Genomic DNA, 24866 nt, shown 5'->3' on the forward strand with positions numbered 1-24866 from the left:
TGGCGTCGTTCAGGCCTTGGCCCGCTTCTTCGCGGTCTCGCCCCACAGGGCGAGCGCGATTCCGGCGAGGGTGAGGACGGCGTATCCGGCGGTGGGGATGTCCCACCATTTCTGGAGCATCCCCCAGGCCTTGTCGCCGAAGAGCTGTCCGCCGGCGCCGAGTCCGCCCTGGATGAGGGCGACCCATCCGATGACTGTGATGACCTCGTTCTTCATGTCTCCACGGTCTCCCGCGCGGCCCGCTGTTTCGTCGTGCGCACGTCGGACTCCCGACTCGTCCGAAGGATGCAGAAGCCCGCCGCCCCGGTACCGGGACGGCGGGCTTCCGGCGTACGGCGTCGCCTACGCGCCGAGGAGCTTGCGCACGCGCTCGGCCCCGACCGCCAGCAGCAGCGTCGGCAGACGCGGGCCGGTCTCGCGGCTCACGAGGAGCTTGTAGAGCAGGGCGAAGAAGGCGCGCTGGGCGACCTTCAGTTCCGGGGTCGGCTTGGCTTCGGGGTCGAGGCCGGCCATGACCTTCGGGACGCCGTAGACGAGCGTGGTCAGTCCGTCCAGGGACCAGTGGGTGTCCAGGCCCTCCAGGAGGAGGCGCAGGGATTCGCGGCCCTGGTCGTCGAGGGAGCCGAGGAGTTCGGCGTCCGGCTCGTCGCGGACGATGGTGCGCTGGTCGGCGGGAACCTGGGTGGTGATCCAGTTCTCGGCGCGGTCCAGGCGCGGGCGGACCTCGTCGAGGCTGGTGACCGGGTTCTCCGGGTCCAGCTCGGTCAGGATCCGCAGGGTCTGCTCGTCGTGGCCGGCCGTGATGTCCATGACCGAGGCCAGCGTCCGGTACGGCAGCGGGCGCGGGGTGCGCGGCAGCTCACCGGCGGCCGTGCGCGCGGCGCGGGCGTACGCCGCCGCGTCGGCGGGCAGCACGGAGCCGTCGGCGACCTTGGCCTCGAGCTTGTCCCACTCGTCGTAGAGCCGCTGGATCTCCTGGTCGAAGGCGATCTTGAAGGACTGGTTCGGCTTGCGGCGCGCGTACAGCCAGCGCAGCAGCGGCGCCTCCATGATCTTCAGCGCGTCCGCCGGGGTGGGCACGCCGCCCTTGGAGGAGGACATCTTGGCCATGCCGCTGATGCCGACGAAGGCGTACATCGGGCCGATCGGCTGGACGCCGTCGAAGATCTCGCGCACGATCTGGCCGCCGACGACGAAGGACGAGCCGGGGGACGAGTGGTCGACGCCGGAGGGCTCGAAGATCACGCCCTCGTACGCCCAGCGCATCGGCCAGTCGACCTTCCAGACCAGCTTTCCGCGGTTGAACTCGCTGAGCTTGACGGTCTCGGAGAAGCCGCACGCCGTGCAGGTGTACGCCAGCTCGGTGGTCTCGTCGTCGTACGAGGTGACGGCCGTCAGGTCCTTCTCGCACTGGCCGCAGTACGGCTTGTACGGGAAGTAGCCTCCGGCGCCGCCCGAGCCGTCGTCCTCGCTGGCCGCGCCCGAGCCTTCCTCGGCCTCCAGCTCGGCCTCGTCGACGGGCTTCTGGGACTGCTTCTTCGGCGCCTTCTTCGTCCGGTACTGGTCGAGGATCGCGTCGATGTCGCCGCGGTGCTTCATCGCGTGCAGGATCTGCTCGCGGTAGGTGCCGGCGGTGTACTGCTCGGTCTGGCTGATCGGGTCGTACTCGACGCCCAGCTCGGCCAGCGACTCGACCATGGCGGCCTTGAAGTGCTCGGCCCAGTTCGCGTGCGGCGAGCCGGCCGGGGCGGGGACGGAGGTGAGCGGCTTGCCGATGTGCTCGGCCCAGGACGCGTCGATGCCCGCGACGCCGTTCGGGACCTTGCGGTACCGGTCGTAGTCGTCCCACGAGATCAGGTGCCGGACCTGGTACCCACGGCGGCGGATCTCGTCGGCGACCAGGTGCGGGGTCATGACCTCGCGGAGGTTGCCCAGGTGGATCGGGCCGGAGGGGGAGAGTCCGGAGGCGACGACGACCGGTTTGCCAGGCGCACGTCGCTCCGACTCGGCGATGACCTCGTCCGCGAAACGGGAGACCCAGTCGGTCTCGGTGCTGCTCTGAGCCACGGTCGGTACGTCCTTCTTCCTTGATTCCCTCGAAATCCTGCTGCCCTACGTCAGCCATTCTCCCAGACGGAACGGAGCACTCCGAGGTTGTCCACAGGGGAGAAAACACGTTGCCCGCCCATGGGACACTTGACAAGCGAAATAGCCCACCCGCCCCACATACAGGAACGGAAGCTCATGGCCTCGGTCCCTTCCCTCGCTTCGACCGTGCAGCAGCGCCTCGCGGAAGGGCTCTCGGCAGCCCTGCCGGAGGCCGGTTCCGCCGATCCGCTGCTGCGACGAAGCGACCGGGCCGACTTCCAGGCCAACGGCATCCTGGCCCTCGCCAAGCAGCTCAAGGGCAACCCGCGTGAGCTGGCGACGAAGGTGGTCGACGGCATCCCGGCGAACGACGTGCTGAAGGAGATCGAGGTCTCGGGGCCCGGCTTCCTGAACATCACGGTCACCGACGAGGCGATCATCAGGACCCTCGCCGCCCGGGCCGCCGACGACCGCCTCGGCGTGCCGTTCGCGGAGAGCGCCGGCACGACGGTGGTCGACTACGCGCAGCCGAACGTGGCCAAGGAGATGCACGTCGGTCACCTGCGCTCCGCCGTGATCGGCGCCGCGATGGTCGAGATCCTGGAGTTCACGGGCGAGAAGGTGGTCCGCCGCCACCACATCGGCGACTGGGGCACCCAGTTCGGCATGCTCATCCAGTACCTGATGGAGCACCCGCACGAGCTGGACCACAAGTCGGACGAGGAGGTCTCCGGCGAGGAGGCCATGTCGAACCTCAACCGGCTGTACAAGGCCTCGCGCGTGCTGTTCGACTCGGACGAGGAGTTCAAGACGCGTGCCCGGGCGCGGGTCGTGGACCTCCAGGCCGGTGACGAGCAGACCCGCGCCCTGTGGCAGCGGTTCGTCGACGAGTCGAAGATCTACTTCTACTCGGTCTTCGACAAGCTCGACATGGACATCGACGACCCGGACGTGGTCGGCGAGTCGGGCTACAACGACATGCTGGTGGAGACCTGCCGCATCCTCGAGGAGTCGGGTGTCGCGGTCCGCTCCAACGGTGCGCTGTGCGTGTTCTTCGACGACATCAAGGGCCAGGACGGCAACCCGACCCCGCTGATCGTCCAGAAGTCCGACGGCGGCTTCGGATACGCGGCCACCGACCTGTCCGCGATCCGTGACCGTGTGCAGAACCTGAAGGCGACGACCCTGCTGTACGTGGTCGACGCCCGCCAGTCCCTGCACTTCAAGATGGTCTTCGAGACCGCCCGCCGGGCCGGCTGGCTGAACGACGAGGTCAAGGCGGTCCAGCTGGCCTTCGGCACGGTGCTCGGCAAGGACGGCAAGCCGTTCAAGACCCGTGAGGGCGAGACGGTCAGGCTGGTGGACCTGCTGGACGAGGCGATCGACCGGGCCGCGTCCGTGGTCCGTGAGAAGGCGCGCGACCTGACCGAGGACGAGATCGCCGAGCGGGGTGCTCAGGTGGGCATCGGCGCGGTGAAGTACGCGGATCTGTCGACATCGGCTGCGCGGGACTACAAGTTCGACCTGGACCAGATGGTGTCGCTGAACGGCGATACGTCGGTGTACCTCCAGTACGCGTACGCGCGTATCAAGTCGATCTTCGGCAAGGCGGGTGACCGCACGCCGGTCGCCCACCCCGAGCTGGAGCTGGCCCCGGCGGAGCGCGCACTCGGCCTTCACCTGGACCAGTTCGGCGAGACCGTGGCCGAGGCCGCTGCCGAGTACGCCCCGCACAAGCTGGCCGCGTATCTGTACCAGCTGGCCTCGCTGTACACGACGTTCTACGACCAGTGCCCGGTCATCAAGCCGGAGCCGCCGCAGGAGGTCGCGGAGAACCGCCTCTTCATCTGCGACCTCACGGCCCGCACGCTCCACCAGGGCATGGCCCTGCTGGGCATCCGGACCCCCGAGCGTCTCTGACCCGCGACCGGCCCGGGCATACGAGGGCCCCGGCACCGTTTTCCGTACGGTGCCGGGGCCTTCGCCGTACCCCTACTGGGCCACCCATCGGCCCTGGCCGGGCAGGTAGGCGTACTGCTTCTTGCCCTCGATGGCGCTCGTACGGAACGGCTTCCCGCCGTCGTCGACGCGTACCGTCCCGTGCCGATCGCCGCTGCTCCAGTCCAGCTCCAGGTACCAGGCGGCGACGTGCGCCTCGGTGTGCACGTCGAGGTTGAGGACCTGGGGGTCGCTGGTGGAGACCTTGTACGGGAAGTCCTTGGCGGGCACGATCCCGTCGCCGTCGCGGCCGGCGACCGGCTTCACGAGCGGACGCGCGGCGTCGAGGTCGATGTCGAAGGTCTGCGGGGTGATACCGCCGCCGCAGCCGTCGCCCATGAAGTACGCCGCCCGGTTCAGGGGCGCGCCGCGCTCCACCACGCGTACGTGGAGGGCGTTGAGCACCACCGCCTCGGCGGTCTTGCCGGTCGCGGTCAGTTCGAGTTTCACGTGTCCGCCGTCGACCCCGCCGAGGGCGCGGGCCCAGCCGCGGGTGTCCTGGGGGGCGGGCGGGGGCGGTACCTCGCCGGGCTCCTGGTCGAGCGCGATGTGCTGCCCGCAGGGGCCGTCCCAGGCGTAGGAGCTGATGCCCACGCTCACGGGGGTTCCGGTCTCCTCGCGCGGCGCCTCGGCGGAGGGCGGCGTCGGCGCGCCCGATGTCGTGGAGGTGGGGGCGGAGGCGGAGGCGGAGAGGGAGGCGGACGGGGTGCCGGAGCCGGATGCCGAAGGGGTGGGGGGAGGGGTGCGGGAGACGTCCGGCCCGGTGGTGGGGCCGGCCACTGTTCCGCCGTCGTGGCCGCTCGTGTCGTCCGCCGTGTCGCGGACGGCGTAGGCCACGGGCACGGCGAGCGCGACGACGGCGGCCGCGGCGAGCGCCATGGCGAGGCGCTTGCGTGGGCGGGAAGGGGTGGTCGCCGACGGCCGGTCGAGCGGCTGAACGGTGACGACGGCGTCGGCATCCGTTGCGGCCGGCGCCTCGGCGGCGGCAGCGGCCTCACCCGCCGGCCCGCCCGCCGGCGCGCCCTCCGCCCCGCCCTCCTGCTCGTCGGGTGCCGCTGCGGCCTTCCCCTTCCCGCGGGCGTCGTCCGCCAGGATCCAGCCGCGGTGGAGCCGGATCATCTCCTCGCGGGAGGCTCCGCACAGCCGCCCCAGCCGCTCCACCGGGGCGAACTCCGTCGGAACGGCGTCGCCGTTGCAGTACCGGTGCAGCGTGGACGTGCTGACGTGGAGCTTCTTCGCCAGCGCTCCGTAACTGAGCCCGGACCGCTCCTTCAGGTCCCGTAGCTGCTCCGCGAATCCGCCCGTATCTGTCGCCACGCGTCCCGTGCCCCCTGCCTCGCCCTCGCCGGGCTCCATTGTCTCCCGGCGAGGGTGAGGTGATCAGCCCGCCCCGTCCCGAGGCGCCGCGGGTTCAGCGGATCGGGTGGGACGACCTGCCCGAGGCCTCGTCGATCTCCGTGTGTGCCTTCTGCAGCATCTGGGAGGCGAGGTCCATGAGGGCGCGTGCGCCCGCGATCTCCTCGCCGACCCTCAACTGCTCGGGGTCTGACGGGTGTCTGTGGGCGTTGCCCTTGGCGCGGAACTCGGTGCCGTCCCCGAGCCGCACCATGGCGGCCGCCCGCGTCCGGTCACCGTCCTCCTGGAACTCCATCTCGATGTGCCATCCGACGAGGGTGTGGGTCATGAGGACCACCTCCTGAGGTACTTCCAGGGTGCGCCGCGCGGCCCATGCTTACCAATCGGTGCGTAGCTGACCATTAAGTCGGTACTTGTGGGGCGAACCGCCCTGGAGAAGGATCGAGAGCGAGCCGGACAGCGGCTCGAAACCCCCGATTCCAAGTCCTGGAGCACCCCCATGCCCGAAAACGCCCCCGCCCCCGCGCCCGCCTCCGCGCCGGTCTCCGTCCTCGGCCTGGGCATGATGGGCACCGCCCTCGCCACGGCCTTCCTGAACGCCGGCCACCCGGTCACCGTCTGGAACCGTTCCCCGGCCAGGACGGGTCCGCTGGTCGCGCAGGGCGCCCTGCCCGCCGCCACGCCGGCGGACGCGGTGGCGGCGAGCCCGCTGGTCGTCCTGTGCCTGCTGACGAACGACAACGTCGACGAACTCCTCACCGCCCTCGGCGACTCCGTGGCCGGGAAGACGCTGGTCAACCTCACCAACGGCACGCCGGAGCAGGCCCGGACGCTCTCCGCCCGCGCGGAGAAGCTCGGTGCCCGGTACGTCGACGGCGGCATCATGGCCGTCCCGCAGATGATCGCGGGCCCGGACGCGTACGTCTTCTACAGCGGCGACGAGGAGGCGTACGCGACCCATCGCCCGACCCTCGCGGCGCTGGGCGGCACCAAGTGGACCGGCACCGACCCGGGCCTCGCGGCCCTGTACGACCTCGGCCTGCTGACCGGCATGTACGGGATGCTCATCGGCGTGGTGCAGGCGCTGGCCCTGGCCCGTACGGAGAAGGTGAACGCCGAGGAGTACAGCGAGCTGCTGGTCCCCTGGATCACGGCGATGCTCGGCATCGTCCCAGACCTGGCTCGGGCCGTCGACTCGGGACAGCACCTGACCGATGTCTCCAGCCTGGCGGTGAACCAGTCGGCGTTCCCCAACTTCCTGGCCACGTACAAGGCGCAGGGTGTCAGCCCGGAGCTGTTCGAGCCCTTCCAGGTCCTGTTGGACCGCTCGATCGCCGAGGGGCACGCGGCGGACGGCCTGTCCCGCCTGGCGGAGATGCTGACGCGTTAATCGGTTGCAGGGGAGGGGCGCACCCCCGAAACTGTTAGTCATGACTAACTATTTAGCGGGAACGGGGCTCGTGGAATCCGGTGCCCTCCCGGCCTTGGCCCGCCCGGACGCCGGTCTCGTGCTCATCTCCGAGTGGTACACGGAGAACGCCGAGCGCCGACGCGTCGTGATGGACGCCGTCGTGGACACCTGGGCGCGGGCCCGGCTGCCCGAGGCGTTCCTCTCCCGCCACTGCCTGGCGGGCTCCGACGGCCGCACGATCCTCAACTACGCCCAGTGGACGGACCCGGCCGCCCACTTCGAGTTCGCCGCCGACCCCGCCAACCAGCGGGCCATCGCCGAGTCCATCCAGGCCCTGGTCACGGAGGGCCCGCCCGGCCGCTACAGCCGCCCCCGCGTCGTGCGGCTTCGGGAGACCCCTCTCCGCGGCCTCAGCCTCAGCGTCAGCCGCTCCGACGACGGCGTCGCCCAGTACATCCACCGCGGCGAGGACGGCAGACGCGTCCACGTCCTCACCGCCCATGACGACGAAGGGGACGGAACCGTCCTGCGGTTCCGTCCCTATCGAGGAGTCGTACGAGAAGCCGTCAGGCTCGACGACTGAGCTTCTGGGCGACCTCGGTCGCCCAGTACGTCAGGATCATGTGCGCACCCGCGCGCCTGATCCCGGTGAGCGTCTCGAAGATGGCCCTGTCGCGGTCGATCCAACCCTTCTCGGCCGCCGCCTCGACCATCGCGTACTCACCGCTGATCTGGTACGCGGCGACGGGCACGTCCACGGCCTCGGCGACCTTCGCCAGCACGTCCAGGTAGGGACCCGCGGGCTTCACCATGACCATGTCGGCGCCCTCCTCCAGGTCCAGCGCCAGCTCCCGCAGCGACTCCCGCACGTTGGCCGGGTCCTGCTGGTAGGTCTTGCGGTCACCCTGCAGGGACGAGCCGACGGCCTCGCGGAAGGGGCCGTAGAAGGCGGAGGAGTACTTCACCGTGTACGCGAGGATCGACACGTCCTCCTTGCCGATGGTGTCCAGCGCGTCCCGGACCACCCCGACCTGGCCGTCCATCATCCCGGACGGCCCGACGACGTGGACTCCGGCGTCGGCCTGGACCTGGGCCATCTCGGCGTAACGTTCCAGCGTGGCGTCGTTGTCGACGCGCCCGTGCGCGTCCAGGACGCCGCAGTGCCCGTGGGCGGTGTACTCGTCGAGGCAGAGATCGGACATGATCACCAGGTCGTCCCCGACCTCGGCCTTCACGTCCCTGATCGCGACCTGCAGGATCCCGTCCGGGTCCGTGCCCGCGGTACCGGCGGCGTCCTTCTTCTCGTCCTCGGGCACGCCGAACAGCATGATCCCGGAGACACCGGCCTCCAGCGCCTCCACGGCGGCCTTGCGCAGGGTGTCCCGCGAGTGCTGCACCACGCCGGGCATCGCGGCGATCGGCCGGGGCTCGCCGATCCCCTCCCGCACGAACGCGGGCAGGATCAGATCGGCCGGGCTCAGCCGCGTCTCGGCCACCATCCGCCGCATGGCAGGAGTCGTCCGCAGCCGCCGCGGCCGCGCCCCGGGAAAGGTTCCGTACGAGTTCATACGCCCGAGGCTACGCCGGTGGAGCCCCAGCCTTTGCCGACGAGTTGTGGGCATACGTTCCCCGAGACGAGTTGTGGGCATTCGTTCCGCTAGGGCGGAACGGGTGGGCACAACGGACGGCGCCCCTGCGGGCGCGTCCGCCCCTGTGCCCCTACGCACCGGGGGGCGGGACCCTTCACAAGGTCCCGCCCCCCGTGCGCCACGCGCGACTACGTCGTCCGGCGCCGTCTCGCGCCCGGTCGCCGCTCACTCGGCCGCGTCACCGGATCCCCCGCCTCCAGCGCCGCCGCCCGCCGCCGCAGACCGAAGTCCGCCAGCGCCTCCGCGAGCTTGTGCACCGACGGCTCCGGCGAGAGCACGTCCACCCGCAGCCCGTGCTCCTCCGCCGTCTTCGCGGTCGCCGGACCGATACAGGCGATGACCGTCACGTTGTGCGGCTTCCCGGCGATCCCCACCAGGTTCCGCACCGTCGAGGAGGACGTGAACAGAACAGCGTCGAAGCCGCCACCCTTGATCGCCTCACGCGTGTCCGCCGGCGGCGGCGACGCCCGCACCGTCCGGTAGGCGGTGACGTCGTCGACCTCCCACCCGAGCTCGATCAGCCCGGCGACCAGCGTCTCCGTCGCGATGTCCGCCCGCGGCAGGAAGACGCGGTCGATCGGGTCGAAGACCGGGTCGTACGGCGGCCAGTCCTCCAGGAGCCCCGCGGCCGACTGCTCGCCGCTCGGCACCAGGTCCGGCTTCACACCGAAGTCGACCAGCGCCGCGGCCGTCTGCTCGCCGACCGCCGCGACCTTGATCCCGGCGAAGGCCCGGGCGTCGAGCCCGTACTCCTCGAACTTCTCCCGCACCGCCTTCACCGCGTTGACCGACGTGAAGGCGATCCACTCGTAGCGGCCGGTCACCAGACCCTTGACCGCTCGCTCCATCTGCTGCGGCGTCCGCGGCGGCTCGACGGCGATCGTCGGCACCTCGTGCGGCACCGCACCGTACGAACGAAGCTGGTCGGAGAGCGACGCGGCCTGCTCCTTGGTGCGCGGCACGAGCACCCGCCACCCGAAGAGCGGCTTCGACTCGAACCACGCCAGCTGGTCCCGCTGCGCCGGGGCGCTGCGCTCGCCGACCACGGCTATGACCGGACGGTGGCCCTCGGGCGAGGGGAGCACCTTCCCCTGCTTGAAGACCTGCGCGATCGTGCCGAGCGTCGCGGTCCAGGTCCGCTGCCGGGTCGTCGTGCCGCCGATGGTCACGGTGAGCGGGGTGTCCGGCTTACGGCCAGCCGCCACCAGCTCTCCGGCCGCCGCCGCCACCGAGTCCAACGTCGTGGACACGACCACGGTGCCGTCCGATGCACCGACCTCGGTCCAGCAGCGGTCGTCGGCGGTACGGGCGTCCACGAAGCGCACATCGGTGCCCTGCGCGTCGCGCAGCGGGACACCGGCGTACGCGGGTACGCCGACGGCCGTGGCGACACCGGGCACGACCTCGAAGGGGATGCCCGCGGTGGCGCAGGCCAGCATCTCCTGACCTGCGTTTCCGTCGAGGCCGGGGTCGCCGGTCACCGCACGGACGACCCGCTTGCCGCCCCGTGCGGCCTCCATGACAAGATTGGTCGCATCCCTCAACACGGGGACACCGGCGGTTGTTGACGCCTCGTCAACAATCGTCAGCTCAGGCGTGCTCACGCCCGCGCGCGCATGGCACCGGACGACTTCGAGCACCTCCGGCTCGGCGATCAGGACGTCCGCGCCGGCTAGGGCTTCGACGGCCCGGAGGGTCAGCAGTCCTGGATCGCCTGGTCCGGCGCCGAGGAAGGTGACGCTCCCTGGACCGGGGAAGGCCGGGGACGCGGGGCTGGTGGTCGGGCTGGTGGGGCTCAAAGTGCTCGCTCCCCCATAAGACCGGCCGCACCCTTGGCGAGCATCTCGTCCGCGAGTTCGCGTCCGAGCGCCATCGCCTCGTCGTGCGACGCGGGTACGGGACCGGTGGTGGACAGCTGCACCAGCGTCGAGCCGTCGGTGGTGCCGACGACGCCGCGCAGGCGCATCTCGGTGACAATCTGCCCGCGGCCGGAATCCTCGGCCAGCAGGTCGGCCAGCGCACCCACGGGTGCGGAGCAGCCGGCCTCCAGGGCGGCGAGCAGGGATCGCTCGGCGGTCACGGCGGCCCTGGTGTGCGGGTCGTCGAGCTCGGCGAGCGCGGCGACGAGGGCGGCGTCGGACGCCACGCACTCGATCGCCAGGGCCCCCTGGCCGGGGGCGGGCAGGACGGTGTCGACCGACAGGTGGTCGAGCGACAGGGAGCCGGTGAGCTCCTCCGTCCCGCCGATGCGGTTGAGACCGGCCGCGGCGAGAACCACCGCGTCCAGCTCCCCACCACGTACGTATCCGACGCGGGTGTCGATGTTCCCGCGGATCGGCACGGTCTCGATGGTCAGCCCGTGGCTGCGCGCGTACGCGTTGAGCTGGGCCATCCGGCGCGGCGAACCGGTGCCGATCCGGGCGCCCTGCGGCAGCCGGTCGAGCCTCAGTCCCTGGCGGGCGACCAGCACGTCGCGCGGGTCCTCGCGCTCGGGGATGGCGGCCAGCGCCAGGTCCGGGTGCTGCGTGGTCGGCAGGTCCTTCAGGGAGTGGACGGCGAAGTCCACCTCGCCGGCCAGGAGCGCGTCGCGCAGGGCGGCGACGAACACTCCCGTACCGCCGATCTGCGCGAGGTGCTCACGCGACACGTCCCCGTACGTCGTGATCTCCACGAGCTCGACGGGCCGGCCGGTCAGCCGCCGGACGGCGTCGGCCACATGCCCGGACTGGGCCATGGCGAGTTTGCTGCGCCTGGTCCCGAGCCTCAGTGCCCTCTCGGTCATACTCGCCCTCGGTTCTTGACGTCGGCGTCATTCAGGTCGGCCCGGGAGACGGAGGCGACCGTCTCCGGGTCGAGGTCGAAGAGTGTCCGCAGCGCGTCGGCGTACCCGGCGCCGCCGGGCTCGCTGGCCAGCTGCTTGACCCGCACGGTCGGCGCGTGCAGGAGCTTGTCGACCACCCGGCGCACGGTCTGGGCGATCTCGGCGCGCTGCTTGTCGTCGAGGTCGGGCAGCCGGCCCTCGAGCCGGGCCACCTCGCCCGCGACGACATCGGCGGCCATGGTGCGCAGGGCGACCACCGTCGGGGTGATGTGCGCGGCGCGCTGGGCGGCGCCGAAGGCGGCCACCTCGTCGGAGACGATCGCGCGCACCTGGTCGACGTCGGCGGCCATCGGGGCGTCGGCGGAGGCGTCCGCCAGCGACTCGATGTCGACGAGCCGGACGCCCGCCATGCGGTGGACGGCGGCGTCGATGTCGCGGGGCATGGCCAGGTCGAGCAGAGCGAGCGGGGCCGTACGGTCCTTCATCGCGGTCTCGACGGCCTCGCCGGTCAGGACGAGTCCGGTGGCTCCGGTGCAGGAGACGACGACGTCGGCACGTGTCAGTTCGTCGCCGACGGCAACCATCTCGACCGCGCGTGCGGCCACTCCCGTGCCCCCGGGCTCGGTCAGGATCTGTACGAGGCGTTCGGCACGGGCGCTCGTACGGTTGGCGATCACGATCTCGGAGACGCCGACGCGCGCGAGCGTGGCGGCGGCCAGCGAGGACATCGAACCGGCCCCGATGACCAGGGCGCGCTTGCCGGCGGCCCAGGCGTCGACGTCGGCGCCGACCGTGCTGCCGGCGAGCTGCTCCAGGCCGAAGGTGACGAGCGACTGCCCGGCCCGGTCGATCCCGGTCTCGCTGTGGGCGCGCTTGCCGACCCGCAGCGCCTGCTGGAACAGGTCGTTGAGGAGGCGGCCCGCGGTGTGCAGTTCCTGGCCGAGCGCGAGGGCGTCCTTGATCTGGCCGAGGATCTGGCCCTCGCCGACGACCATGGAGTCAAGCCCGCACGCCACCGAGAAGAGGTGGTGGACGGCCCGGTCCTCGTAGTGCACGTAGAGATAGGGGGTCAGCTCTTCGAGGCCCACGCCGCTGTGCTGGGCGAGCAGCGTGGACAGCTCGGCGACACCGGCGTGGAACTTGTCCACGTCGGCGTAGAGCTCGATGCGGTTGCAGGTGGCCAGGACCGCGCCCTCGGCGGCCGGTTCGGCGGCGAGGGTGTCCTGGAGCAGCTTGATCTGCGTGTCCGCGGCGAGGGAGGCCCTCTCGAGGATGCTGACCGGAGCGCTGCGGTGGCTGAGGCCGACGACGAGGAGGCTCATGCCGGCATCACGGCGGGGACGTCCCCGTCGGGTCCCTTGCGGCCGGTGCCCTTGCGCTGCGGCTCGGCCGCCGGGTCGAGGGCCGTGGGCGGGGCGGGCACGGCGGCGTTCTCGGCCTCCGCCTCCTCGCCCGCCTTGCGCTGCTCGTGGAAGGCGAGGATCTGCAGCTCGATGGAGAGGTCGACCTTGCGTACGTCCACGCCGTCGGGCACGGAGAGCACGGTCGGGGCGAAGTTCAGGATGGAGGTGACTCCGGCGGCCACGAGCCGGTCGCATACCTGCTGGGCCACGCCGGCCGGGGTCGCGATGACACCGATGGAGACGCCGTCCTCCTCGATGATCTTCTCGAGGTCGTCGCTGTGCTGGACGGGGATCCCGGCGACCGGCTTGCCGGTCATGGCGGGATCGGCGTCGATCAGCGCGGCGACGCGGAAGCCACGGGAGGCGAAGCCGCCGTAGCCGGCGAGCGCGGCGCCGAGGTTACCGATACCGACGATGACGACCGGCCAGTCCTGGGTCAGGCCGAGCTCGCGGGAGATCTGGTAGACGAGGTACTCGACGTCGTAGCCGACGCCCCTCGTGCCGTACGAGCCGAGGTAGCTGAAGTCCTTGCGCAGCTTCGCGGAGTTGACCCCCGCCGCGGCTGCGAGCTCCTCGGAGGAGACCGTGGGTACGGAGCGCTCCGACAGTGCGGTGAGCGCACGCAGATACAGCGGAAGCCGGGCGACGGTGGCCTCGGGGATGCCTCGGCTGCGGGTCGCCGGTCGGTGAGTTCGGCCAGTTGCCACGGTGCTCCTGCGGGATGAGCGGGGCTGCAGGCGGCCAGATGTCCCGTGACCGCCCCGTCGAATGCAGGCTATGTCTTTGTGAACGCGTGCACAAAGATGGTGTCCGTTTTGTCCGGCCAAAGTGACCGGGGTCACGCGGCCGGTTCGCGCCATGACGGAACCGTGGAGCGCTTCAGTCCGTTGAGAAGCCGAAGGGGGCAAAACCGCACACTCTCCTCACGATCGCGCCCCCGAACGTCACAAAACGTCCATGATGGTAACCGTCTTCCGGTCAGGCACCCAGTTCGCGCCGAAGGCGCCCGGCGTCCACACGCCAGAAGGTGTGCTGCTCACCGTCGACCAGGACCACGGGGATCTGCTCCCAGTACGCCCGGTGAAGCTCCTCGTCCTGGGTGATGTCCTTCTCCTCCCAACGCGCCCCGGTCTCCGCGCAGACCGCCTCGATCACGGCCCGGGCGTCGTCACAGAGGTGGCAGCCGGGCTTCCCGATCAGCGTCACGGTCCGCGAGGCGGCGACGGGTACGTCCTTCTTCTTCGTCCGTCCAAACATGCCGTCCATTCTGCGCTGCCGGGAACCGTGCCCCCTCTCTCCAGCTTGCTCCCCCCTTGTCCGTTTAACGGGAGAGTCGCGAGGTGTTCACGCCGCGGCACCCGGAGAGGTCGGGAAGTACCGAACAGACTGGCTATGCTCACGGCATGGCCGCTCTGGGATGGCTCACCCCCCGTAGGCGCTCCGCCACCGCGCGCAGCGTTCTGGCAGGCGAGGCCGCCGCCGAAGCGGCGCGCAAGACCTCGCAGCAGCTCGAACTGGAGCGGGAGGCCGCGGCGCGGACCGAGCCGTCCGAGCCCGAGTTCCCGGTCGTGGGCGACGCCGAGGCCGCCGCCTTCTTCGACCTCGACAACACCGTCATGCAGGGCGCCGCGATCTTCCACTTCGGCCGCGGCCTGTACAAGCGGAAGTTCTTCCAGCGGCGTGAACTCGCCAGGTTCGCCTGGCAGCAGGCGTGGTTCCGGCTGGCCGGCGTCGAGGACCCGGAGCACATGCAGGACGCCCGCGACAGCGCCCTGTCCATCGTCAAGGGCCACCGCGTCTCCGAGCTGATGTCGATCGGCGAGGAGATCTACGACGAGTACATGGCCGACCGGATCTGGCCCGGCACCCGCGCGCTCGCCCAGGCCCACCTCGACGCCGGTCAGAAGGTCTGGCTCGTCACGGCCGCCCCGGTCGAGACGGCCACGATCATCGCCCGGCGCCTCGGCCTGACCGGCGCGCTCGGCACGGTCGCCGAGTCCGTCGACGGCGTCTACACCGGCAAGCTGGTCGGCGAGCCGCTGCACGGACCCGCCAAGGCGGAGGCCGTACGCGCCCTGGCCGCCGCCGAGGGCCTGGACCTCGACCGCTGCGCCGCCTACAGCGACTCGCACAACGACATCCCGATGCTCTCGCTGGTGGGACATCCGTACGCCATCAACCCGGACACCAAGCTGCGGAAGTACGCCAAGGCGCGTGAATGGCGGCTGCGCGACTACCGCACGGGCCGCAAGGCGGCCAAGGTCGGCATCCCCGCCGCGGCGGGAGTCGGCGCGCTGGCGGGCGGCACGGCCGCCGCGGTCGCCCTGCACCGCCGCCGCCGCTGACCCCGCTCTCCACCCGGCCCGCGTCCCGCCCCGCCGATACGTTTCGGCTGCGATCACCTGCGACAACCCGGGACCCATCGCCCTCACCCGTACGTGGTCGAACAGGACCGCACAGGTCGACCCGCGGGCATTCCCGTCTCCCTACCCAGCAGCGGGCCGGGTGACTCTCCGACTCTCCACTCGAGCACAACAGAGCGTGCGCGTAGTCACACTCGGAAGCAATCCGATCAACAATCGGTCACGAACTGTGAGTGATCCCGTCCACAAGCGGTTACAGGTACGACGGAATCGATGATTTACGCAACTGGGTGTAGCGCTGCCTGTACGAAGCGTTATTCTCCTCAGACGCACAACGGAACCCACACGTCGCCACGGCGAGTGAACGGTCCCGCACTGCACGTGATGGAAGCTCTGCCTCTGGGAGTCCCGTGTACCCACACGTCGGGGTTGACGCCTCGGGCCTGGCTACGCTGCGCGCAACGGTCCTCGACCACTTGCGCGGCTTCGTCCCCACCGCGTATGCCGGCCCTGTCCCCGCCTTTGCCTTCGCCGCACCGGCACCCGCCGGTCCTTGTTATGCCCTCGCCGAGAGCGGAGCCGCTGTCGGCAGACGGGGCAGCCGCGGCGGCACCGGAACCTCGACCGCCGCCCGCCGCCCCACCGCCGACAGCGACAGCGCTCGCATGATGGACCTCGTCGAGCGGGCCCAGGCCGGTGAGGCCGAGGCCTTCGGCCGCCTGTACGACCAGTACAGCGACACGGTCTATCGCTACATCTACTACCGCGTCGGCGGAAAGGCGACAGCGGAAGACCTCACGAGCGAGACGTTCCTGCGCGCCCTGCGCCGGATCTCCACCTTCACCTGGCAGGGCCGTGACTTCGGTGCCTGGCTGGTCACCATCGCCCGCAACCTGGTCGCCGACCACTTCAAGTCGAGCCGGTTCCGGCTGGAAGTGACCACGGGCGAGATGCTCGACGCCAACGAGGTCGAGCGCAGCCCCGAGGACTCCGTCCTGGAGTCCCTCTCCAACGCGGCCCTGCTCGACGCCGTCCGCCGGCTCAACCCCCAGCAGCAGGAGTGCGTGACCCTGCGCTTCCTGCAGGGCCTCTCGGTCGCCGAGACGGCCCGGGTCATGGGCAAGAACGAGGGCGCGATCAAGACCCTCCAGTACCGGGCCGTGCGCACCCTGGCACGCCTGCTCCCGGACGACGCCCGCTGACCGCTTCGCGCCCCCCACACGCGCCCCCACCCACCGCGACGCGCCCTTCCCCCCCGCCCAATCCCCCACGTCCCCCGACCCCCGTCCAACTCACAGTCGGTGACGCCTCGATGACGCACTGGTCCGATCATCTTTCGCGCGTAACCCAAGTGCCGCGCCGCTCGTTGTGCGGAATGCAGGCTCCCTGTGGTCACGCCATGCCCGCAGCCACTCACTCTTTCGTGTGGATGTGTTCAAGGCGTGCAACCTCCCGGACACCGCGGGGAGTCGACCGTCATGACGAGAGGAGGTGCCGCCAGTGATCGCGAACGTATCGGCGCACCGGCGGGCGAACGCCTTCGCCCAGGCCCTGGATGATCGGACGCCCGAGGACGCGACGGCCGAACAGCCCGAGGCGTCGGCCGAACCGGCCGAACAAGGGCGGCTGTTGGCCCTGGCGAACGGCCTCGGCGAGCTGCCGAAGCCGAAGCTGGACCCTGAGGTCAAGGTGGTGCAACGAGCCCAGCTCGTCGCCGCCATGGAAGCGATGCTCGCGGAGGGGAGCGCGGCCGCGGGCCCTACGGTGCCGGAGCAGCGGTCACCGAGCGGACGGGGCGCCCACCGGGCCTCCCCGCTCCGGAAATTGCGCCCCCGCTCCCGCTGGTCGAAGGGCATCGCGGCGGGCGGCCTCACGGTCGGTGTGGCCGCGGGCGCTTTCAGCGGTGTGGCCGCTGCCAGCTCCGACGCCCTCCCCGGTGACTCGCTCTACGGGCTGAAGCGCGGCATGGAAGACATCAAGCGCGGCATGGCCGACGACGACTCCGAGCGGGGCGGGATCTTCCTGGACCAGGCATCGACCCGGCTCAGCGAGGCCCGCAGACTCATGGAACGGGGCCGCGCCGGCCACCTCGACCACGAGTCGCTCGGCGAGATCCGCCGGGTCCTCGGCGGCATGAAGCACGACGCCTCCGAGGGCCACCGGCTGCTGCGCCAGGCGTACGAACGGGACGGCGAGATCGGCCCCATGGCCCGGCTCAACTCGTTCGCCCAGGCCCACCGCACCACCTGGATCGGCTTGCGCGACCGGCTGCCCGTACAGCTCACGGACGTCGGCAACGAGGTGAACGACGTCTTCGTCGCCATAGACGAAGAGGTCGAGCCGCTCCAGGGGATGCTGCCGCGCACCCCGGAGAAGGGTGCGGCCGGCACCGGCGATCCCGGCTCGCCGCAGGACACCCCGCGTACGCAGACCCAGCGTCCGCCGTCCTCCCCCGCCGCCCCCTCCACGGGCGGCGAAGGCTCCGGTCGACCCCAGCCCTCGGGCTCCGGCTCGGGCTCCCCGGAGAGCGACGGGCTGCTGGGCGGCAACACGGGCGGCCTGCTGGACACCCCGCCGACGGGCATGCCGCCGACCCCCTCGGCCGGCCAGGCGACGCCCCCGATGCCGGATGTCACGATCCCGCCCCTGCTGCCGGGCCTGCTCCCCGGCCTGGGCGTCGACAGCACGGACGCTCACTGAGACGACGATGGGGTGCCCCTCAGTGGAGGGGCACCCCATCGTCGTACCGCCGACAGAACCGGCGGCTCACCCCGGCTCAGAAGAACACGGACCGCCTCTGCACCAGCAGCTTGTAGAGCGTGTGCTGGATCTGCTCCCGGACCTGGTCCGTCAGGTTGAACATCAGCATCGGGTCCTCCGCCGCCTCCGGCGGATAGCCGTCCGTCGCGATCGGCTCGCCGAACTGGATCGTCCACTTCGTCGGCAGCGGCACCGCACCCAGCGGCCCCAGCCACGGGAACGTCGGCGTGATCGGGAAGTACGGGATACCCAGGACCCGCGCCAGCGTCTTCGCGTTGCCCAGCATCGGATAGATCTCCTCCGCGCCCACGATCGAGCACGGCACGATCGGCACCCCGGCCCGCAGTGCCGTCGAGACGAAGCCGCCCCGGCCGAAGCGCTGGAGCTTGTAGCGCTCGCTGAACGGCTTCCCGATGCCCTTGAACCCCTCCGGCATCACGCCCACGATCTCGCCGGCCTGCAGCAGCCGCTCCGCGTCCTCCGCGCACGCCAGCGTGTGCCCGGCCTTGCGGGCCAGCTCGTTGATCACCGGCAGCATGAAGACCAGATCGGCGGCGAGCAGCCGCAGATGCCGCCCCGCCGGATGGTGGTCGTGCACGGCGACCTGCATCATCAGACCGTCCAGCGGCAGCGTCCCCGAGTGGTTCGCGACGACCAGGGCGCCACCGTCCGAGGGGATGTTCTCGACCCCCTTCACCTCCACCCGGAAGTACTTCTCGGCGAGCGGCCGCACCAGCGACATGAGCACCTGGTCGGTGAGCTCCTTGTCGTAACCGAACTCGTCGACCTCGTACTCGCCCGTCACACGCCGCCGCAGGAACGCCAGCCCGCCCGCGAGCCGCCGCTCCCACCCGCGCCCACGCTCCCCCGCCACCGCCCCGGCCGCCTCCGTCGACTCCGGCCCCGCGGCGGGCCCTGTCTGGGCGTCCTGCGGCTCCCCCACCGGCTCGGCGGCCTCCGAGGCGAACGCGGGCCCCTCCGGCCCCTGCTGGCCCGGCAGGGCGCGTACGGCGGCATCGCGCCCCGCCCTGCCGGGCGGCCGCCGCCGCGCCCGTGAACGGTCGTCGTCGAACGGAATGACCTTGGCGTCCGCCATCGTTACCTGGGCTCCTTCTGATCCAGCCGGGCCGCGACCCGGTCCACGGCCCCCGCGAGTGCCTCCGGCGGAAGCAGCCCCGGCCCACGGCTGCGGGCGAAGTCCGCGAACGTCTCGGCCGTCGTAAACCGCGGCTCGAACCCCAGCGTCTCGCGCATCTGGACCGTGGAGACCACCCGGCCGTGGGTGAGCAGCCGGATCTGCTCCGGCGAGAAGTCGGTCACGCCGACCGTCCGGAGCGCGGAGCCGACCCAGGTGACCGCCGGCAGCAGCACCGGCACCGTCGGCCGCCCGAGCCGCCGCGCGCACTGCGACAGCAGCACTACGCCGTCGCCGGCCACGTTGAAGGTGCCGCTGTTCAGCGTCGCCCGGCGCGGCTCGCGCGAGGAGAGGTCCAGGACGTCGATCACATCGTCCTCGTGCACGAACTGCAGCCTCGGGTCGTACCCGAAGACAGTCGGCATGACGGGCAGCGACAGATACTCGGCCAGCGGGGAGTCCACCCGGGGCCCGAGAATGTTCGCGAACCGCAGCACGCACACGGCCACGTCCGGGCGGCGCCGCGCGAAGCCCCGTACGTACCCCTCGACCTCGACGGCGTCCTTGGCGAATCCACCGCTCGGCAGCGACTTGGGCGGTGTCGTCTCCGTGAAGACGGCCGGGTCGCGCGGTGCGGAGCCGTAGACACTCGTACTGGACTTGATCACGAGCCGTGCGATCCGCGGCGACTTCTGGCAGGCGCCGAGGAGCTGCATCGTGCCGATGACGTTGGTCTCCTTGATCGACGTCCGGCCGCCGGCGCCCAGCGCCGTACCCGTGACGTCCATATGGACGACCGTGTCCACGTCGTGCTCCGCGAGCACCTTGGCGATGGCGGGCTGGCGGATGTCCGCCCGGACGAATTCGGCCCTGCCGAGATCGTGCGCCGGCGCGACCGCGTCCACGGCGACCACCCGGTCCACCTCGGGATCCCGCTGGACCCGCCGTACGAAACGGCCTCCGAGATGCCGCGCCGCACCGGTGACGAGCACGACCTTGCCCAAGATCAGCGCCTTCCGTCGGTTCTCCGTCGGTTCAGCCCCGCGGTTCTTCCCAGGGGCCTGTGCGCCACCGTAGCGCCTCGTCGTTGCGCTGCGATGACTGCCGTGGGCAACCGGGGGGAACGCGGCCGAAAAAAGCGTGACCCCCCATCCGGAACCGGTGGGGGGCCACGCTCGACGCACAAACAGCCGTCGTTCCAGCCGTCGCTTACTTCTTGTTGCGACGCTGAACGCGGGTGCGCTTGAGCAGCTTGCGGTGCTTCTTCTTGGCCATCCGCTTGCGCCGCTTCTTGATAACAGAGCCCACGACTACCCTCGCTCACTTCTCTTCACTCGGTGCGGGGCGTCTGGGCCCACACGACCTACGAGGGCTTAGCCTACCGCCCAGAGCACCGACCTTGTAATCCGAGGGGTGGCCGAGCTCCGGCCCGCGCGCCCGCTACGCGGTCTCCACCCCCACGAAGGACTCCCTGAGGTACTCGTGAACCGCCTGTTCCGGAACCCGGAAGGACCTGCCCACCCGGATCGCCGGCAGATGACCGCTGTGCACCAAGCGGTACACGGTCATCTTCGACACTCGCATCACCGAGGCGACTTCCGCCACGGTCAGAAACTTGACCTCGTTGAGAGGTCGATCGCCAGCAGCCATGACCCACCTGTACCTTCCGCACACGACGCCCACCGGCTTCCCCTCCGGTGACCCTGCGTCGCTGTGCGCTCACGCTCCAGACTAGGGGCGGGTGGTACGAGTGGGGAAGAGGAGCAGCCATCGGCCGTTTACCGTGACAGACTCGCTCGATTGAGTACATAGCGAGTGAGCGGGCGGTAGTAGTCGGACCGTACGGCGTCATCAAGCGGAACGGCCACGGAGACCCGCCCCTCCGCTTCCCCGACGAACAGCGCGGGATCGTCCGTATCCGCCAGGCCGATGGCCTCAAAACCCAGCTGACCTGCTCCGCAGACCCAGCCGTGGTCCCCGACGACGAGCTCCGGGAGCGGCCAGCCGCCCTCCACCGCGCCCTCGAGAGCGGCCCTAACCGGCAGCGGCGAGTGCGTGTGCGCCCCCGTCTCACGCCCCGTTCCCGGCAGACCGGGTTCTCGCACCAGCGCGACACCTCGTACGTAGTCGAGGATGTACGTGCGTAGACCGAACCGGGTCGTTATGTCGACACATCGCCCCTGCGCGGGTGTGAGAACAAGACATCCCGCCGCCGACAAAGCGTCTGCGAGTGCTGCGTAGAAGCCGAGCAGACGATGCGGATGACCGGTCCCGAACAGCACCGGAGCCCGTCGGCCCGCCGCCTCCCCCAGCCGCGCGGCGAACGCGTCGAGCCCGCCCAACGTCCGCTCCGGATCGATGACATCGGGCCCCGAACGGTGCGCCGGATCCCCGGACACCCCGCACTTGTCGGCCATCAGCCGCAACAACTCACCCTCGCCCCACTCCCAGTCGGGGTCGAGGCCCAGCATCACCCGCGGATCCCGCGCGGCGAAGAGCCGGTAACTCCGCAGACTCTGCTCCCGCGAGGTCGCCACCGTCCCAGCCAACCCCGCCGCCAACAAATGCGCCCGCAGCGCCCCGGTACTCAGCACCCGACCGATGCTGCCCCAGTCGGCCCGACAGCGGGTCAAAACACCTACCACACCGCACAGTTGGCGTAACCATGTGGCCGGTGCGCGGGTTCGGCCGGGCGCGGCCGAATTCCGCGCGTTCGGCGGGTACTGTCCCTACGCGAGCAGACCCCTGAGCGGGAACGCCGCCCGCCGGGTCGCCAGCACCGCCTGGTCCAGCCGGTCCGCCGGGTCGTAGCCCTCCTCCCAGCCTCGCCAGCCCACCGGCCACCGCCCGTCCGTCATCCGTATCGGCCCCGGCTGCCGCGTCCGCGCGTACACCAGGTCCCGCCAGGACGACGGGATCACCGACTCGGGAGCGATCTCCGCGTGCCCGGCGATCCCCACCAGATGCGTCCACGACCGCGGCACCACATCCACCACCGCGTACCCGCCGCCGCCCAGCGCGACCCACTTCCCGCCGTCCACGTGCGCGTGCGCGAGCTCGTGACAGGCCACCTGCACGGCCCGCTGCGCGTCCAGCGACACCGCCAGATGCGCCAGCGGATCCTCGAAGTGCGTGTCCGCGCCGTGCTGCGTCACCAGCACCTGCGGCCGGAAGTCCGCGAGCAGCTCCGGCACGACGGCGTGGAAGGCCCGCAGCCACCCCGCGTCCCCGGTCCCCGCCGGCAGCGCCACGTTCACCGCGGACCCCTGGCCCGCACCCGTCGCGCCCGTCTCCTCCGGCCAGCCCGTCTGCGGGAACAGCGTCCGAGGATGCTCGTGCAGCGAGATCGTGAGAACCCGCGGGTCGTCCCAGAAAGCCGCCTGCACCCCGTCCCCGTGGTGCACGTCCACATCCACGTACGCGACCCGCTCCGCACCCAGTTCCAGCAGGCGGGCGATGGCCAGCGACGCGTCGTTGTAGATACAGAACCCGGACGCGCTCCCCGGCATCGCGTGGTGCAGCCCGCCCGCGAAGTTCACCGCGTGCGCGGCCTCCCCGCGCCACACCGCCTCCGCCGCGCCCACCGACTGGCCGGCGATCAGCGCGGACGCCTCGTGCATCCCGGCGAAGGCGGGATCGTCGACCGTCCCGAGCCCGTACGCCTGATCCGCCGCCCTCGGATTCGCCGAGGCGGCCCGCACCGCCGCCACGTAGTCCCCACGGTGCACCAGCCGGAGCGTCGAGTCCCCGGCCGGCTTCGCCGCCACCACGTCCACGGCCCGGTCGAGCCCGTACGCCCGTACCAACCCCATGGTCAGCGCGAGACGCACCGGGTCCATCGGATGTTCGGGCCCGAAGTCGTACCCCGTGACAGCTTCATCCCACATCAACAGTGCGCGGCCGCTCATGCCCGCCACCGTATCGGGCTCGTTGAGAACCGAACGACGTGGCGTACGCCACCGTCGCCAGGACCAGCACCATCGGCACGAGCATCGCCCCCCGATAGCTCCAGGCGTCGCCCAGCGCCCCGACCAGCGGGGACCCGATCAGGAACCCGACGTAGTTGAAGACATTGAGCCGCGCGACCGCCGCATCGCTCGCACCGGGGAAGAGCCGCCCGGCGGCCGCGAAGGTCTGCGGCACGATCACGCTCAGCCCGAGCCCGAGGAGGGTGAACCCGGCCATCCCCACCCACGGCCCCGGCGCCACCGCCACGACCGCGAACCCGACCGCGCCGAGCACGGCCCCACCCCGCACGACCATGGCGGCCCCCAGCCGCCGCACCCCGAAGTCGCCCACGGCCCGCCCCAGCAACGTCGTCACCATGTACGCGTTGTACGGCACGGTCGCCAGCTCCTCCGAGCTGCCCAGCACGTCCTGGAGATACTTGGCACTCCAGTTGGAGACGGTCGAGTCCCCGATGTACGCGAACGTCATCACGAGACACAGCGGCAGCAGCAGCTTGAAGGAAACCCCGGCGCCGCTCTTCGTCTCGTACGGCACGGTCGCCGCGCGCTCCTCCCCGGGCGTGTACCACCGGCTGGAGACGAGGGCGGCCGGCAACAACACCGCCACCACCGGCAGGTACGAGACGAACAGCGGCAGATGCCAGTGCGCGCCCGCCCACGCGAGCGACGCACCCGCGATCCCGCCCAGGCTGTACGCGGCGTGGAAACCGAGCATGATGCTCCGCCCGTACGCCCGCTGCAGGCTGACCCCGAGCATGTTCATCGAGGCGTCCAGCGCGCCGACCGCGAGCCCGAAAACCCCCAGGGCGACGGCGGCCTGCCACAGCCGGTTCCCCGCCCCGACCCCGAGCAGCGCCAGGAGGACGACCGGCTGCGCCCACCGCAGCACCACCCCAGGGCCCACACGGGCCACCAGCTTCTCGGTGCCCACACTGGCGACACCGGCCAGGATCGGCACGGCGGCCAGAAAGACGGGCAGGAGCCCGTCCGAGATTCCGTACCGGTCCTGGATCGCCGGTATTCGGGTCACAAGGAGCGCGAACGTCACCCCCTGCACGAAGAAACTGAGAGCCAGGGATCCCCGCCCACGCCGCACCCGCGCATCCGTCATGGCGGCACAGCGTAGGACCCGGCCCTACCACTGGGTAGATGGATCACAGACCCAATGTGGGAAGCAGATCCTCCATGCGGTCGACGTAGCCCTTGGCCCCCGCCAGCTTCTCGCGCGGGGTCATCGCCGTGAATCCGTACACGTCCATCCCGGCCGCCAGCGCCGCCTCGACGCCGAGCCGGCTGTCCTCGACGACCACGCACCGCTCGGGCGCCACGCCCATGCGGGCGGCCGCGTGGAGGAACAGATCCGGCGCCGGCTTGCCCCGCCCCACGTCCTCCGAGCTGAAGATGTTCTCGTCGCGGAACCACGCGTCCAGCCCGGTCTTGCGGTGTCCGACGCGGATCCGCCGGTGACTCCCGGAGGACGCGAGGCAGTAGGGAACGCCCTCCGCCACAAGCCGCTTCAGCACATCGGCGGCGCCTGGCACCGGCTCCAGCTCCCGCTCGAACGCGGCGAAGGTGCGCGCGTGCAGGGTCTCGTCGAAGTCCTCCGGCAGCCGTAGCCCGGTCCGCTCATGGACCAGGTCGTGCACCCGGTGCACCGCGGAGCCCATGTAGTCGCGCAGGGAGTCCTCGTAGGAGGTGGGGTGCCCGAGCTCGGTGAGATAGCCGGCCAGGATGGTGTTGGCGAGCGGCTCGCTGTCGACGAGCACGCCGTCGTTGTCGAAAATGACCAGTTCATAGCGTTCATAGCGCATGAACCTCACCCTAAACGCAGAAAAGCCCCGCACCATAAGGTGCGGGGCTTTCCCACAATGATTGTTCGGCGGCGTCCTACTCTCCCACAGGGTCCCCCCTGCA

Annotated in this window: 24 protein-coding genes; 6 read left to right on the forward strand and 18 right to left on the reverse strand. The window is 70.9% G+C overall.

Annotation, left to right across the window (positions count from 1 at the left end):
* Positions 1-9 precede the first annotated feature (9 nt).
* Entirely contained in the window at positions 10-216 is a 207-nt protein-coding gene (locus ACFYV5_RS28735; RefSeq protein WP_355113804.1) for a hypothetical protein, read from the reverse strand.
* A 126-nt stretch (positions 217-342) separates the two neighbouring features.
* Entirely contained in the window at positions 343-2067 is a 1725-nt protein-coding gene (gene lysS, locus ACFYV5_RS28740) for a lysine--tRNA ligase (protein WP_389173131.1), read from the reverse strand.
* A 177-nt stretch (positions 2068-2244) separates the two neighbouring features.
* Between lysS and argS the strand changes: the two genes are divergently transcribed.
* Complete coding sequence (argS, locus tag ACFYV5_RS28745) at positions 2245-4008, forward strand: arginine--tRNA ligase (protein ID WP_389173133.1); 1764 nt, start codon at positions 2245-2247, stop codon at positions 4006-4008.
* 72 nt (positions 4009-4080) lie between these two features.
* On the opposite strand, the gene ACFYV5_RS28750 is transcribed toward argS, so the two are convergent.
* A complete protein-coding gene (locus ACFYV5_RS28750; RefSeq protein WP_389173135.1) occupies positions 4081-5403 on the reverse strand; it encodes a helix-turn-helix domain-containing protein in 1323 nt (440 codons plus the stop codon).
* Positions 5404-5497: 94 nt separating this feature from the next.
* Positions 5498-5770: a DUF1876 domain-containing protein gene (locus ACFYV5_RS28755; protein WP_355113812.1), complete on the reverse strand. Its 273-nt coding sequence runs from the start codon at positions 5768-5770 to the stop codon at positions 5498-5500.
* Between the two features lie 171 nt (positions 5771-5941).
* Between ACFYV5_RS28755 and ACFYV5_RS28760 the strand changes: the two genes are divergently transcribed.
* Both ACFYV5_RS28760 and ACFYV5_RS28765 read left to right on the forward strand, forming a co-directional pair.
* Positions 5942-6832, forward strand: a complete 891-nt coding sequence (locus ACFYV5_RS28760) for an NAD(P)-dependent oxidoreductase (protein WP_389173138.1) — start codon at positions 5942-5944, stop codon at positions 6830-6832.
* A 40-nt stretch (positions 6833-6872) separates the two neighbouring features.
* Complete coding sequence (locus ACFYV5_RS28765) at positions 6873-7436, forward strand: hypothetical protein (RefSeq protein WP_389173140.1); 564 nt, start codon at positions 6873-6875, stop codon at positions 7434-7436.
* Here ACFYV5_RS28765 and hemB read toward each other — a convergent pair.
* The 6 genes from hemB to ACFYV5_RS28795 form a co-directional block, all read right to left on the reverse strand.
* Entirely contained in the window at positions 7420-8421 is a 1002-nt protein-coding gene (gene hemB / locus ACFYV5_RS28770) for a porphobilinogen synthase (protein ID WP_389173142.1), read from the reverse strand. The genes ACFYV5_RS28765 and hemB overlap by 17 nt on opposite strands.
* A 209-nt stretch (positions 8422-8630) precedes the next feature.
* Complete coding sequence (locus ACFYV5_RS28775) at positions 8631-10301, reverse strand: uroporphyrinogen-III synthase (protein WP_389173144.1); 1671 nt, start codon at positions 10299-10301, stop codon at positions 8631-8633.
* Entirely contained in the window at positions 10298-11284 is a 987-nt protein-coding gene (hemC, locus tag ACFYV5_RS28780) for a hydroxymethylbilane synthase (protein WP_355113821.1), read from the reverse strand. The genes ACFYV5_RS28775 and hemC overlap by 4 nt, the downstream gene beginning before the upstream one ends.
* Positions 11281-12645 carry a glutamyl-tRNA reductase gene (locus ACFYV5_RS28785; RefSeq protein ID WP_355113823.1) on the reverse strand — a complete coding sequence of 455 codons (1365 nt, stop codon included), beginning with the start codon at positions 12643-12645 and terminating at the stop codon, positions 11281-11283. Before ACFYV5_RS28785 ends, hemC begins: the two co-directional genes overlap by 4 nt.
* Positions 12642-13433 (reverse strand): redox-sensing transcriptional repressor Rex, encoded by a 792-nt coding sequence (locus tag ACFYV5_RS28790; RefSeq protein WP_355113824.1) that lies wholly within the window; start codon positions 13431-13433, stop codon positions 12642-12644. Before ACFYV5_RS28790 ends, ACFYV5_RS28785 begins: the two co-directional genes overlap by 4 nt.
* A gap of 271 nt (positions 13434-13704) precedes the next feature.
* On the reverse strand, positions 13705-13992 hold the full coding sequence (locus tag ACFYV5_RS28795; RefSeq protein ID WP_389173147.1) for a glutaredoxin family protein: 288 nt from the start codon (positions 13990-13992) through the stop codon (positions 13705-13707).
* Between the two features lie 137 nt (positions 13993-14129).
* Between ACFYV5_RS28795 and ACFYV5_RS28800 the strand changes: the two genes are divergently transcribed.
* The 3 genes from ACFYV5_RS28800 (at position 14130) to ACFYV5_RS28810 (ending at position 17789) form a co-directional block, all read left to right on the forward strand.
* Positions 14130-15071, forward strand: coding sequence for an HAD-IB family hydrolase (locus ACFYV5_RS28800; protein ID WP_355113828.1), 942 nt, complete (start codon positions 14130-14132; stop codon positions 15069-15071).
* Positions 15072-15499: 428 nt separating this feature from the next.
* The gene (locus ACFYV5_RS28805) at positions 15500-16291 is read left to right on the forward strand and encodes an ECF subfamily RNA polymerase sigma factor, BldN family (protein ID WP_137988687.1); all 792 of its coding nucleotides are present in this window, start codon (positions 15500-15502) and stop codon (positions 16289-16291) included.
* Between the two features lie 298 nt (positions 16292-16589).
* The gene (locus ACFYV5_RS28810) at positions 16590-17789 is read left to right on the forward strand and encodes a DUF5667 domain-containing protein (RefSeq protein WP_355113830.1); all 1200 of its coding nucleotides are present in this window, start codon (positions 16590-16592) and stop codon (positions 17787-17789) included.
* Positions 17790-17865: 76 nt separating this feature from the next.
* On the opposite strand, the gene ACFYV5_RS28815 is transcribed toward ACFYV5_RS28810, so the two are convergent.
* From ACFYV5_RS28815 to ACFYV5_RS28850, 8 genes are all read right to left on the reverse strand, one after another.
* Positions 17866-18945 (reverse strand): lysophospholipid acyltransferase family protein, encoded by a 1080-nt coding sequence (locus tag ACFYV5_RS28815; protein WP_389173151.1) that lies wholly within the window; start codon positions 18943-18945, stop codon positions 17866-17868.
* 2 nt (positions 18946-18947) lie between these two features.
* Entirely contained in the window at positions 18948-19988 is a 1041-nt protein-coding gene (locus ACFYV5_RS28820; RefSeq protein ID WP_355113834.1) for an NAD-dependent epimerase/dehydratase family protein, read from the reverse strand.
* 205 nt (positions 19989-20193) lie between these two features.
* On the reverse strand, positions 20194-20292 hold the full coding sequence (locus tag ACFYV5_RS28825; protein ID WP_003948845.1) for a 30S ribosomal protein bS22: 99 nt from the start codon (positions 20290-20292) through the stop codon (positions 20194-20196).
* Between the two features lie 132 nt (positions 20293-20424).
* Positions 20425-20634, reverse strand: coding sequence for a helix-turn-helix domain-containing protein (locus ACFYV5_RS28830; RefSeq protein WP_158988220.1), 210 nt, complete (start codon positions 20632-20634; stop codon positions 20425-20427).
* A 128-nt stretch (positions 20635-20762) separates the two neighbouring features.
* Positions 20763-21578, reverse strand: a complete 816-nt coding sequence (locus tag ACFYV5_RS28835; protein ID WP_355113836.1) for a phosphatase — start codon at positions 21576-21578, stop codon at positions 20763-20765.
* Positions 21579-21713: 135 nt separating this feature from the next.
* Positions 21714-22892, reverse strand: a complete 1179-nt coding sequence (locus ACFYV5_RS28840; protein WP_389173154.1) for an acetoin utilization protein AcuC — start codon at positions 22890-22892, stop codon at positions 21714-21716.
* Positions 22861-24063 carry an MFS transporter gene (locus tag ACFYV5_RS28845; RefSeq protein WP_355113840.1) on the reverse strand — a complete coding sequence of 401 codons (1203 nt, stop codon included), beginning with the start codon at positions 24061-24063 and terminating at the stop codon, positions 22861-22863. The genes ACFYV5_RS28840 and ACFYV5_RS28845 overlap by 32 nt, the downstream gene beginning before the upstream one ends.
* 43 nt (positions 24064-24106) lie before the next feature.
* Positions 24107-24763 carry an HAD family hydrolase gene (locus tag ACFYV5_RS28850; RefSeq protein WP_389173157.1) on the reverse strand — a complete coding sequence of 219 codons (657 nt, stop codon included), beginning with the start codon at positions 24761-24763 and terminating at the stop codon, positions 24107-24109.
* Positions 24764-24866 lie beyond the last annotated feature (103 nt).

It is taken from the genome of Streptomyces sp. NPDC003035 (genome assembly GCF_042888285.1).
Taxonomy (GTDB): domain Bacteria; phylum Actinomycetota; class Actinomycetes; order Streptomycetales; family Streptomycetaceae; genus Streptomyces.

What these genes read in the sequence shown, in the direction of transcription:
- ACFYV5_RS28735 (WP_355113804.1), bottom strand. Translation starts at nt 216, where the DNA reads ATGAAGAACGAGGTCATCACAGTCATCGGATGGGTCGCCCTCATCCAG.
- argS (WP_389173133.1), top strand. Translation starts at nt 2,245, where the DNA reads ATGGCCTCGGTCCCTTCCCTCGCTTCGACCGTGCAGCAGCGCCTCGCG.
- ACFYV5_RS28755 (WP_355113812.1), bottom strand. Translation starts at nt 5,770, where the DNA reads ATGACCCACACCCTCGTCGGATGGCACATCGAGATGGAGTTCCAGGAG.
- ACFYV5_RS28760 (WP_389173138.1), top strand. Translation starts at nt 5,942, where the DNA reads ATGCCCGAAAACGCCCCCGCCCCCGCGCCCGCCTCCGCGCCGGTCTCC.
- ACFYV5_RS28765 (WP_389173140.1), top strand. Translation starts at nt 6,873, where the DNA reads ATGACTAACTATTTAGCGGGAACGGGGCTCGTGGAATCCGGTGCCCTC.
- hemB (WP_389173142.1), bottom strand. Translation starts at nt 8,421, where the DNA reads ATGAACTCGTACGGAACCTTTCCCGGGGCGCGGCCGCGGCGGCTGCGG.
- hemC (WP_355113821.1), bottom strand. Translation starts at nt 11,284, where the DNA reads ATGACCGAGAGGGCACTGAGGCTCGGGACCAGGCGCAGCAAACTCGCC.
- ACFYV5_RS28785 (WP_355113823.1), bottom strand. Translation starts at nt 12,645, where the DNA reads ATGAGCCTCCTCGTCGTCGGCCTCAGCCACCGCAGCGCTCCGGTCAGC.
- ACFYV5_RS28795 (WP_389173147.1), bottom strand. Translation starts at nt 13,992, where the DNA reads ATGGACGGCATGTTTGGACGGACGAAGAAGAAGGACGTACCCGTCGCC.
- ACFYV5_RS28800 (WP_355113828.1), top strand. Translation starts at nt 14,130, where the DNA reads ATGGCCGCTCTGGGATGGCTCACCCCCCGTAGGCGCTCCGCCACCGCG.
- ACFYV5_RS28815 (WP_389173151.1), bottom strand. Translation starts at nt 18,945, where the DNA reads ATGGCGGACGCCAAGGTCATTCCGTTCGACGACGACCGTTCACGGGCG.
- ACFYV5_RS28830 (WP_158988220.1), bottom strand. Translation starts at nt 20,634, where the DNA reads ATGGCTGCTGGCGATCGACCTCTCAACGAGGTCAAGTTTCTGACCGTG.
- ACFYV5_RS28840 (WP_389173154.1), bottom strand. Translation starts at nt 22,892, where the DNA reads ATGAGCGGCCGCGCACTGTTGATGTGGGATGAAGCTGTCACGGGGTAC.
- ACFYV5_RS28845 (WP_355113840.1), bottom strand. Translation starts at nt 24,063, where the DNA reads ATGACGGATGCGCGGGTGCGGCGTGGGCGGGGATCCCTGGCTCTCAGT.
- ACFYV5_RS28850 (WP_389173157.1), bottom strand. Translation starts at nt 24,763, where the DNA reads ATGCGCTATGAACGCTATGAACTGGTCATTTTCGACAACGACGGCGTG.